Source organism: Curtobacterium sp. Leaf154 (genome assembly GCF_001424595.1).
Classification (GTDB): Bacteria; Actinomycetota; Actinomycetes; order Actinomycetales; family Microbacteriaceae; genus Curtobacterium; species Curtobacterium poinsettiae.
Genome location: NZ_LMOS01000001.1, coordinates 1 through 10,842, shown reverse-complemented (window position 1 = coordinate 10,842; position 10,842 = coordinate 1). Strand labels below are relative to the sequence as shown.

Sequence of the window (10,842 nt, the reverse complement as noted above, 5' to 3'; positions counted from 1 at the left end):
CTCATCACGTCGGTCGGGACTCCCTACTAGGCAGTTCGCCCGCAACGCGAGCACTGAATCGGCGAAAGTCCGATTGAGACTCGATCTGATTCAGGTCGACCGGACTCCGCGTGACTGTCGGACCGTACATCAACTGCACTGAAGAGCGTTGATTGCCGGTTCCGGCGTACACAAGCCACCCCTCCCTCAACCCGAACCGCCTGCAGTATGCCGCCATCTGGTAAAGATCCGCGTTCGGGTACTGCCCGTGCTTCTCGATCTTGTACTTCACGTCGATGCACGCCCGCACCTCTCCGTCGACGAGCCACACGAGGTCCGGCGCGATCTTCACCGTCCCCTCGACATCGAGCGTCGACTGGTACTGCGATACAAGCACTCCCCCATAAGGCTTGAATGCCTCGCGCAGCGCAGCCGACACGAAGTCCTCGAACACCGACCACATGTCGACGAGGAACCCTGACGCGACGACTGAGCCGGCCCGTTGCTCGACCGACGAACCCGACAGCACGAGCGACGCCAACGCCAGCGCCGACGAGTACCGCGCGTTCCGTCGATCCGGCCGGACCACGGGCGCGGGAGCCCCGATCGGGATTGCCGACACTTCGTCGAGCACCCGCACGATCCACCGCAGTGACTCGAGCACATCGGCCGGCACACCTTGCAGTCGCAACAACCGCTTCGCCGCGGTCAGCAACACCTGGTTCTCCGCGATGTCCTCGACGTAGTCATCGAACGACACCTCGACCGGCAGCGGCTGCCCACCCCGCCGGGTCAGCTGGTCCCCGATCCGCCACCGACCACGCACAAGCGGCAGCGCATCCTCGCGCGTGACGTAGCCGCGAAGCGGTCCTCCGGCCAACGCCCGCGAGGCCTGCCGCACGAACGCGTGCGCCAACGCCGGCACGAGGTCATCGTCTTCCTCGAAGCCGAAGTCGTCTTCGGTCCAAATCGCACTCCCGGCACGGGCATACCCGAGCATCGCGAACAGCCGTCGCACCGGCGTCTTCGGCCTCAACCACACCGTGTGCCCGGCGATCCGCACGACACCGACCTTCCGGACACCGCTCACGCGGTACTCGTCAGCGCCGAGCGTGGGTGCAACGGTCGCGATGTTCGCCGACGCGAGCCCGACGGCGACCGGCCGCGGCAATCGGTGTACCACCGGCTGCTCCGCCTCCCGCAGCTCAATCGTCGACGGAAGCACCTGCGGCCCCGTCCGCAGCGTCGCGCGTCACCTGGCGACGCAACGTTGTCAGGCTATACCGCGCCTCCAGGTCGACGCCTTCGCCGTAATGGTGCTCTGCCAGGAGCGGCAGGATCTCGTACCGCCACACGTCCTGCAGACCGGTCCCGGCGAGATCACGCATCAGGAACGACGGCCCGACCTTCGCATCGTGGTCCTGGATCTGCGCGTTGAGTCGCGTCAGCAGGTCGGCACGATCGTCCTGGAGGCCCTTGGTCGCCGCCCAGCGCGACAGCACGTTCCGCACTGGCTCGCGTTCCGGGTGCAGCTCGATGAACGCGAATCGGCGCCGCATCGCGGCATCGAGCATCGCGATCGAGCGGTCGGCGGTGTTCATCGTGCCGATGACGAAGATGTTGCTCGGCAGGGTGAACGGCTCGTCGCTGTAGAGCAACGAGATCTCGCTGTCGCGGTACTCGAGCAGGAAGTACAGCTCGCCGAACACCTTCGCGATGTTGCCGCGGTTGATCTCATCGATGACCAGGAAGTAGTTCGCCTCCGGGTTGGCGGCGGCCGCGTCGGCGAGGCGCCGGAGTGGTCCCTTCCGAAGAGTGAAGGCGAGGTTGCCGCTGTCGTCGTTGGCAACGGGGCGGAAGCCCTCGAAGAAGTCCTCGTACGAGTACGTCGGGTGGAACTGCACGATGGTCGTCTCGCCGTCGGTGCCGTCCGTGACGTGCTTCGACAGCGCCTGCGCGAGGAACGTCTTCCCGGTGCCAGGCGGGCCGTAGAGGATGACCTGTTTGCGACGCTCGACGAGGTCGAGGGTGTTTTGCAGCCAGGCCTGCGGCATGTGCAAGGCGGTGGCGAGTTTGCTGTCAACCAGCGTGAAGGGTGTCCGTCCGTCTGTTGGTGCGGGGTCGACCGGCGGCAGCACCTTGACCGTGTCGTCCGGTCCTGTTCGAGGGTCGAGGGCTCCTGCCCACTTCGACTTCAGCGGTTCGCGGTAGTAGACCGCCGGACCGTTCTCCTTCGTCTGCAGTGCGAGTGTGATCTCGAGAAACTCACGATCGGGATCGTCAGCCACTTCCCTGGCATCGGCGTCGCCGGCGACCTCGCCGCGGAACACCGAGCGGATGCGTTCGCGATCGACAGCTGAAACGACCTCGCCGAACGAGTCCGGGTGCACGAGGTACAACAGCTCGTTGCGCAGCGTCGGGAACGGCGTCCCAGGCACCGCGGCGACCAAGTCACGCCATGCCCACGGGTCGTCGAGGAACACTTCGCGCTCGTCATCGGCGAGTGAGACCCACTGGTCGACGAGCCGCACAACAATCGAGAGCGCGTTGTGGATCCCCTGGGCCATGCCCTGCCCCGGGTTGAACGACCACGACCGGAAGGCCTGGTCGACGTCGGCTGGGATAACGACTGGTTCGTGCATCAGGCTAAGCAGCGTCTCGACACGCTCCCGCTTCTTTCGCTCCCCCGGGGTCTGCAGAGGGAGGAGTTGCCAAGCGATCAATTCGGCCATGAGCAGGCGTGCATCATCGCTCACGTCCGCGAACTGTTCACGGAGTTTGTCAAGGAAGCTCTCTCCCGCCACGTCCGCCCGTTCGACGAAGCAGCGGATCAGCTCCGCCGTGACGTCCGTGCGCCAGACGGAGCGATGCTCGGCGAAGACCGAGCCCAGCTGGCGAAGACCGCGTTCTCGGAACCGCTCGGACGCCTCTCGGACACGCTCCGCGCCGACGTCCGGCGGCAGGATCGCGACGCCCAATCGAGCTGCACGATCAGCCACTAGCGTCTTGGTGACCTCACGCGCGGAGCGGGTGGCCACTTTTCGGAACTCCGTGGGATCGGGGGCTTCCTCAACGACACGCCGGCCTTCATCGGTGATCGTCCACAGACCGTCACCCGACTTCTGCAGGAAGCCCGCGCGACCGAGCATCGAAGTGCCGAACCAGAATGCGTTCCGCCCGCGAGGCTCGGGCCTGGACGACACGAACGTCGCCTCGCTGGCACTCATAGGTATGTCGGCGCCGATCGCGTCCCACACCTCACGCCGGCGAACTGGCTCCGGATGGTCGACGAGGAAGCGAAGCGCCGCTACCAGCCGCTCGTCCTGCAGTCGTTGATCCGACACGAGCTCCTCCTGATCTGGGGACCGTCGGGAGGGGTCCTCACCTTCCAGATGTTATGGGATCACTGAGGTTGTTTGCGCTGCGAGGGAGCAGGCCACTCCCGCACAAGTGCGCCATCCCGCAACTCCCGCCGAAGATGAGCGGACTGGCCCGTGAGCCGCTCGATCCGTGATGGCGCGGCGCTAGATTGATGTGGAAGCGCAAAGACTCCTCGCACGAGGTGCCGCGACAGATGGAGGGTCGACGCACGATGACCGAAACGCAGGGCGAACAATTCGACGATGACCTGTCGATCGACGACACACCGTTCTTCGAGGCCAATGCGAAAGCGAAGGTGAAGTACGGGCGCTTCAACCTTGCGGTGGTCGGTGGCACAGGTGTCGGCAAGTCCTCACTGGTCAACGCGGTCTTCGGCCGGGACCTCGCGAAGGTCGGCAAAGGCCTTCCCGTCACTGAGGGTGTCCACTACTACTCCGACGACACTCTTGGGATCTGGGACTTCGAGGGGTTTGAGATCGGTTCGACGGCATCACCCGCTGATTCACTGCGGCAGCACCTTCGCATTGTTGCGCAGAGGCCAAACGAAGAACAGATCGCTGTCGTCTGGTTCTGCGTGAACTCCACCGCAGATCGACTGACACGCGCCGACATCGACATGATCCGAGAGCTGGATGACGCCGGCTTGCCCGTGATGCTCGTCCTCACGAAAGTGGACTGGGACCGGACCATCGCGGGATCCTTCAAACCGCCACACGGCGTACAGGCTTTCAAGGACTGGCTGGATGAGCCTGTCGATTCGGACGGGAGGCCAGTCGACATCCCCCTGCAGGGCGTCGTTCTGACGTCAACCCAAACGAAGAACGGGAAAGGGCCGGGTCACGGACTTGGTGATCTCCTCACGCAGACCCTCGAACTGTCGCCAGACGATGCGAAGGATGCATTTCGCGTCGCTCAACGACTCAACCTTCCCTGGAAGCGCCAGATGGCTCGCTCGGTCATCGCGGCGGCTTCAACAGGCGCTGCAGCTGCGGCTGCGGTTCCGATCCCGGTAGCGGACGCAGTCGCCTTGGCGCCGATTCAGCTCGCCATGATGGGACGAGTTTCGGCGATCTACGATCTCGACTTCAAGACGATGATGTCCGTTTCAGCGGCAGCACAGATGAGCGCTCAGCTCGCTGGTCGTGCTCTCGCACGCAGTTTCATCAAGTTGATCCCGGGAGTTGGGAGTGTTGTCAACGCGTCAGTGGCTGCTGCTCTCACTCTCGCGGCTGGTGAGGGATGGCTTCGTCTTTGCGAGCAGGTCCACACCGGAAAGGTAGACCTCTCGAAGATCGATGACGCGTGGCGTGATTACAGTCCCACCGTGATCAGCGTCATCAGACACTTGGTGACGCAGCAAGCGGGACGCCCAAAGAAGGGGTAGGTCATCTGGCCGAAGAGCTGGACTCACCACTTCAGGGCCGGAGCTCGATAGCGCCGTCTACCGTCCGCTCAAACAGGTGACCGTAGTTACCGGCACGGGCGCTCACCTGCGACGCTTTGAGCGAACGCCCATCCGCTCGAGAGTACAGCTCCCGGGCATTAATCTCCTCAGCGATCGCACGGCTGCTCATTGGAGCGTTGTGCTGTCGCAGAACTTCGCGGATGGCATCGTGAAGGTACATTTCGCTATTCTCACGCAATCGGGTCGTCGGAAGCACGACATCATCAACTCACCACGTCAACACGAACCGCCCCCGCGTCCCCCCACCCTCGAGCCGCTCATGCGCCTCCCCAGCCCGCGAGGCAGGCAACACCTCCGCCACCCGCGGCACCACCGTCCCTCCTTCGACCGCATGCCGCAGCTGCTCGAGCTTGTCGAACGACCGGTACTCCGAGAACACGGCCACTTGCTCGAACCGGATCCCCCGCGAGCCGTCCCCCGACCATCCCCGCACGTCCAGGAACACTCCCCCGTCCCGAACAGCATCGACGACGACCCCACGCTGCACCGCAGCATCGGCGAGCGCATCGACCCCGTCCGGCACGAGCGCACGCACCGCGGCAGCGAACCCATCACCACGCGGCACGATGTGCGCCGGCCCGAGCGACCGAACCAGCGCCTCGTCCGCCGGAGCGGCATCAGCGATCACGGTCAGCCCAGCGGCGACGGCGAGCTGCACCATGTAGTTCCCGAGCAGCCCGGCAGCCCCGGTCACGGCGAGCGTGTCCCCACGCGACAGCCCAGCGAGCGACAGGATCTGCAACGCGGTCAGCCCGTTCATCGGCACCGTCGACGCAGCCTCGATCGACGTCCCACGAGGGATCCGCGTGAACGACCCCACCGGCGCCACGAGCTCCTGCACGTACGCCCCACCGTGCGTGCTGAGCGGCAACGCGATCGCCATGACCTCGTCGCCCACCTCCCACCCGGTGACGTCGGGTCCGACCTCGTCGATGACGCCGGCGGTGTCCATCCCCGGCACGTACGGCGGCGAGGCCTGCGAGCTGTCCCGCTGCCCGGCACGCACCCCCGTGTCGGTCGGGTTCACGGCGAACGCCTGCACCTGGATCCGCACGGAACCCGCACCGGCGTGCGGCTCCGGCACCTCGTGGACGGCGAGGGCCTCGGGCCCTCCGAACTGTTCGACTCCGACGACCTGCATCCTCCCGGTCTACGCGCACGTTGCTTGACGCAACCTGACGCGACCACCCCACGGCCTGGAGGCCCGGCACCACCCCGCCCCGCGCCTCCCGCCCGTCAGGGGGTGCGGTCCACGGCACGTGGTGCGCCATGCTGGCACCGTGCGTCTCGACGAACTCCTCACCCGGTCCGACGGTCCTGCGATCGCCGAGGAGCTCGCCGCCCTCCGCCGACCCGCCCGGTACGTCCTCGAGGGCATCCACCAGGAGTCCCGGCAGAAGTACTGGCAGTTCCGTGTCGACATCGACGAGGCCGCGCAGACCTGGACGCTCGTCCGCCAGCGCGCCAAGCCGGTCTCCTACCGCGACGGCGTGCTGCACGACCCCGACGACGGTCCGGACGAGATCTCGTTCGCCCGGAGCATGGTCTCCGATCCCGTCGTCCGGATGGCCGTGCCCGACCTGATGCTCCGATGGGGCCGCGGCCCCGAGAGCTTCCACCCGATCCTGGTCCAGCACATCGGCGAACACTCGATCCTGGTGACCTTCGAACACCGCGAGAACCCGGCGACCCGCGCGACACTGGTGATCGACGAACGCGACGGCATCGCCCGCCGCTTGTCGGAGTACGGCGAGGACACGATCATCACGAGCGTGCGGACCGCCGAGCCGGACGAGGTCCTGCCCCGTGCCCGCTTCGTGCAGCCGACGGACTGGATCCGGCCGCAGTACTGAGACGGTGACGGTTTCGGTTCACGATCCCCGACGATCGCGAACCAGAACCGTCACCGGCCGGAAACCGAACCACCTCCCCCGCCAGCACCATCCCCCGATCGGACGATGCCGAGACCACCGCCCCGGCCGATCCCCCACGGCCACCGGGCGGCGAAGCTTGACCCATGCCCGAGTCCCCCGCCATCGAGGTCCAGCACCTCGGCAAGCAGTACGCCACCGGTAAACGCGCCGTGGACGACGTCTCCTTCACGATCGAACGCGGCGAGACCTTCGCGCTCCTCGGCCCGAACGGTGCCGGCAAGTCCACGACGGTCGAGATCCTCGAGGGGTACCGGTCCCGCACCGCCGGCGACGTCCGCGTCCTCGGCCACGATCCCGCACGGACGAGCCGCAGCCACAACGCACGCATCGGCATCGTCCTGCAGACCAGCGCGGAGTCCCCGAACGTCACCGTCGCCGAGCAGCTGAACCACTTCGCCACGCTGTACCCGAAGCACCGCAGCGTCGAGGAGCTCCTCACCGCGACGGGACTCGAGACGCAGCGCAACACCCGGATCAGCCGGCTGTCCGGAGGCCAGCGCCGCCGCGTCGACGTCGCCCTCGGCATCATCGGCCGCCCCGAGGTCCTGTTCCTCGACGAACCGACCACCGGCTTCGATCCCGAGGCCCGCCGGCAGTTCTGGGACCTCCTGCGGCAGGTGCAGCACGAGGGCACGACGATCCTGCTCACCACGCACTACCTCGACGAAGCCGCCCAGCTCGCCGACCGGGCCGCGGTCATCGCCGACGGGAAGCTCCTCGACCTCGCACCCATCGACGAGATCGGCGGCGCCGAGGCCCGCACGCCCCGGGTCCGCTGGCGTGACGACGGCGGGGAACTCCACGACGAGCGCACCACCGACCCGACGGCGCTCGTCCGCAGCAGCAGCGCCCCCATGCACGACCTCGAAGTCATCCGTCCGTCCCTCGAGGACGTCTACCTCGACATGGTGGGACAGCAGTGAAGACAGCAACCAGCCGCATCTCGTACGAGATCCGCACCTACTTCCGCGCTCCCGACTCGGTCTTCTTCACGTTCCTGTTCCCGATCATCATGTTGGCGCTGTTCTCGGTCGCGTTCTCCGGCGCCGCCGACATCCAGGCCGGCCCCGGCGTCAGCGCCGACTACGCCACCTACTACCTGCCCGGCCTGGTCGCGACGGGCATCCTGCTCTCCGGCACGCAGTCCCTCGGCGTCGACATCGCCAGCGAGCGCAGCGACGGCACGTTGAAGCGACTCGGCGGCACACCGCTGCCCGTCCTGTCGTACTTCGTCGGCAAGATCGGCATGGTCCTCGTCACCACGCTCGTGCAGACCGCACTGCTGCTGGCGATCGCGGGCCTGGTGTTCGGCGTCGACCTGCCGACCGACGCGGGCCGGTGGGGTGTCTTCGCCGGGGTGATGGTCCTCGGGATCGCCACCAGCTGCGTCCTCGGCATCGCGGTCTCGGCGCTCCCCCGCGAGGGGCGCCGCGCCACCGCCACCATCGTCCCGATCGTGCTGGTGCTGCAGTTCATCTCCGGCGTCTACCTGCCCTTCACGCAGCTCCCCACCTGGTTGCAGGACGTCGCGTCCGTCTTCCCCCTGCGCTGGATGGCGTCCGGCATGCGCTCCGTCTTCCTGCCCGGTGCGTTCGAGTCGGGTGAGCCGGGAGGCGCGTGGCACCTCGGCCTCGGAGCCCTCGTGCTGGCAGCGTGGCTGGTCCTGGGCACGGTGGCCTGCCTGTTGACGTTCCGGTGGAACCGCGAGGACGCCTGATGGCGCCCCGCTGGTGGGATGCTGGGCACATGAACGGCGAGACGTGGATGCGCAACCGCTGGCTGCACGTCTTCTTCGCGGGCACGATGGCCCTCACCGCGGTGATCACCGCGTTCGGCTGGTCCCCGTGGTCGACCCGCTGGCCGGCGTACACCGCGGTCGTGGTGCTCGTCGTCGCCTACGTCGTGTTCGGCCACCGCGGCTACGACAGCCCCCGCGCCGCCGCGGCCTTCCTGCCGCTGGTCCTCGTCGCCGCCCTGGTGTTGCCCGCCGTGGTGCCGAGCACCGCGTTCGTGCAGTGCATCGCGTTCCCGCTCGTCTGGGTGCAGTCCGAGCGGGTCCGCACCGGCGTCCTGCTCTCGGTCGCGGTCGGCATCGCGAGCGGAATCGGCCTGCAGGTCTCCGACGGCCCGGACGCCTTCGTCAGCACCCTGCTCATCGAGGGCATCAGCGTCATCGGTGCCTGCGCGATGGGCGTGTGGATCTCGAGCGTCGCCGGGCTGTCCGAGGAGCGCCGCCAGCTCCTCGACGAACTCCGCGCCACCCAGCAGTCCCTCGCCGATGCCCACCGGAGCGCGGGCGTCGCGAGCGAACGGGAGCGCCTGGCCCGCGAGATCCACGACACCGTCGCGCAGAACCTCGCCGGCATCGTCATGCTCACCGAACGCGCCCGCAAGGACCTGGCGAACGACCGAGGAGCCGCGCTCGACGAACGGCTGGCGGTCCTCGAGGAGTCGGCACGAGCGGCGCTCGAGGACTCCCGTGCCCTCATCGCCGCCGGGGTCGCCGGTGCCACGAGCGGCAGCCTCGCCGGGGCCCTGCACCGGCTCGCCGAGCGGTACACCCGTGAGACCGGCACGCCCGTCGCCGTCGACGCGACCGACGGCCAGCTCGACCGTGACGCCCAGGTCGTGCTGCTCCGGGTCGTCCAGGAGTCCCTCGCGAACATCCGCGCGCACGCCGATGCCAGGTCCGTCCGCATCGTCCTGCAGCACGCGCCCGAACACGTCGGCGTCCGCGTGGTCGACGACGGCGTCGGGTTCGACACCGGCGTGCCGACTGCCGGGCACGGTCTCCGGGGCCTCCACGAACGGCTGGCGCTCTCCGGCGGTACCTGCACGATCACGAGCACACCGGGCGGCGGCACCGTCGTCGACGCGAGCCTGCCCACCGGACCCGAGCCGAGCCTCCCGGCCGTCGAACGCCACGTCCTCGCAGAGGTGACCCGGTGATCCGTGTCGTGGTCGCTGACGACCATCCGATCGTCCGGTCGGGCATCGTCGCGCTGTTGCAAGACGCCGCCGACATCGCGGTCGTCGGTCAGGCCAGCGACGGCCGCGCCGCAGTGACGGTGGCGCTGGCCGAACGCCCCGACGTCGTGCTCATGGACCTCCGGATGCCGGTGCTCGACGGCGATGCGGCGACGGCGGAGATCCTCGCCGCCGACCCAGGCATCCGCGTCCTGATCCTGACGACGTACGAGTCCGACGACCAGATCCTCGCCGCCATCGAGGCCGGCGCCACCGGCTACCTGCTGAAGGCAGCCCCGGAGTCCGAGATCCTCGCCGGCGTCCGGGCGACCGCACGGGGCGAGACCGCGCTGGCACCATCGGCGGCCGCAGCGCTCGTCCGCCGAGCGACGGGATCCCTCCCCGCTGCTGCCGGCCCGTCGCTGACCCCGCGCGAGCTCGACGTCCTGCGCCTCGTTGCCCAGGGCAACAGCAACCCGGCGATCGGGCGCGCACTGTTCCTCAGTGAGGCCACGGTGAAGACCCACCTCGGCCACGTGTTCGAGAAGCTCGGCGTGAACGACCGCACCCGTGCGGTGATCCGCGCGATGGAGCTCCAGCTCCTCCCCTGATCAACTCCGCAGTCAGGCGCCGCTGGTCACCGCAGCGCACCTGAAGGGCATCGACGTCGTGCTCCAGTGCATCCGCTATCGCCAGAGCCCGACGTACACCAGTCCGCCGAGGACGACAGACACCCCGCCGATCGCGATCAGCCAGATCGGTGCGCTCATGCTCGACGTCCCCGGTTCTTCGCAGTCCCCCCGCTCCGACCCTACGACTCCGTGCACGACGGGGATCTTTCCCTGCAGCGCGTGTGACGGTTCCGGTTCGCGATTCCCGACGATCCTGAACCAGAACCGTCCCCGGGCAGACAAGAGACCGGGTCCCGCGCAGTGGACCTAACCACGGCGCAACGACGCAACGACGCACACAGCGTGCCGGTGCGCACCGCTGGCATGACCACCGCCATCAGATCGCTCAGAACAACCCCGTGAACGCAGAAAACCCCTGACCACGAATGGTCAGGGGTTCCCTGTTCTTACTACGTTAAGTCCGGCGGCGTCCTACTCTCCCACA

General features: G+C 67.7%; 10 protein-coding genes. 6 read left to right on the top strand and 4 right to left on the bottom strand.

From position 1 onward, the window contains the following. Positions 1 to 4: 4 nt before the first annotated feature. Both ASF75_RS00050 and ASF75_RS00045 read right to left on the bottom strand, forming a co-directional pair. Complete coding sequence (locus ASF75_RS00050) at positions 5 to 1,204, bottom strand: McrC family protein (protein WP_056068118.1); 1,200 nt, start codon at positions 1,202 to 1,204, stop codon at positions 5 to 7. Continuing rightward, the gene (locus tag ASF75_RS00045) at positions 1,185 to 3,323 is read right to left on the bottom strand and encodes an AAA family ATPase (protein WP_156463731.1); all 2,139 of its coding nucleotides are present in this window, start codon (positions 3,321 to 3,323) and stop codon (positions 1,185 to 1,187) included. Before ASF75_RS00045 ends, ASF75_RS00050 begins: the two co-directional genes overlap by 20 nt. A 248-nt stretch (positions 3,324 to 3,571) precedes the next feature. Here ASF75_RS00045 and ASF75_RS00035 point away from each other — a divergent pair, with 248 nt between their 5' ends. Then, positions 3,572 to 4,744, top strand: coding sequence for a GTPase family protein (locus ASF75_RS00035; protein WP_056069034.1), 1,173 nt, complete (start codon positions 3,572 to 3,574; stop codon positions 4,742 to 4,744). 31 nt (positions 4,745 to 4,775) lie between these two features. Here ASF75_RS00035 and ASF75_RS18300 read toward each other — a convergent pair whose 3' ends face one another. Next, positions 4,776 to 4,985: an HTH domain-containing protein gene (locus ASF75_RS18300; RefSeq protein WP_414835785.1), complete on the bottom strand. Its 210-nt coding sequence runs from the start codon at positions 4,983 to 4,985 to the stop codon at positions 4,776 to 4,778. Positions 4,986 to 5,033: 48 nt separating this feature from the next. Beyond that, positions 5,034 to 5,966: an NADP-dependent oxidoreductase gene (locus ASF75_RS00030; protein ID WP_056068110.1), complete on the bottom strand. Its 933-nt coding sequence runs from the start codon at positions 5,964 to 5,966 to the stop codon at positions 5,034 to 5,036. A 139-nt stretch (positions 5,967 to 6,105) separates the two neighbouring features. On the opposite strand from ASF75_RS00030, the gene ASF75_RS00025 reads away from it, so the two are divergent. The 5 genes from ASF75_RS00025 (at position 6,106) to ASF75_RS00005 (ending at position 10,337) form a co-directional block, all read left to right on the top strand. After that, positions 6,106 to 6,678, top strand: a complete 573-nt coding sequence (locus ASF75_RS00025) for a hypothetical protein (RefSeq protein ID WP_056068107.1) — start codon at positions 6,106 to 6,108, stop codon at positions 6,676 to 6,678. 164 nt (positions 6,679 to 6,842) lie between these two features. After that, on the top strand, positions 6,843 to 7,682 hold the full coding sequence (locus ASF75_RS00020; RefSeq protein WP_056068104.1) for an ABC transporter ATP-binding protein: 840 nt from the start codon (positions 6,843 to 6,845) through the stop codon (positions 7,680 to 7,682). Continuing rightward, positions 7,679 to 8,476 (top strand): ABC transporter permease, encoded by a 798-nt coding sequence (locus ASF75_RS00015; RefSeq protein ID WP_056068101.1) that lies wholly within the window; start codon positions 7,679 to 7,681, stop codon positions 8,474 to 8,476. Before ASF75_RS00020 ends, ASF75_RS00015 begins: the two co-directional genes overlap by 4 nt. A gap of 29 nt (positions 8,477 to 8,505) precedes the next feature. Beyond that, a complete protein-coding gene (locus tag ASF75_RS00010; protein WP_056068097.1) occupies positions 8,506 to 9,708 on the top strand; it encodes a sensor histidine kinase in 1,203 nt (400 codons plus the stop codon). Beyond that, positions 9,705 to 10,337 (top strand): response regulator transcription factor, encoded by a 633-nt coding sequence (locus tag ASF75_RS00005; RefSeq protein ID WP_056068094.1) that lies wholly within the window; start codon positions 9,705 to 9,707, stop codon positions 10,335 to 10,337. The genes ASF75_RS00010 and ASF75_RS00005 overlap by 4 nt, the downstream gene beginning before the upstream one ends. The last annotated feature ends 505 nt before the right edge of the window (positions 10,338 to 10,842 follow it).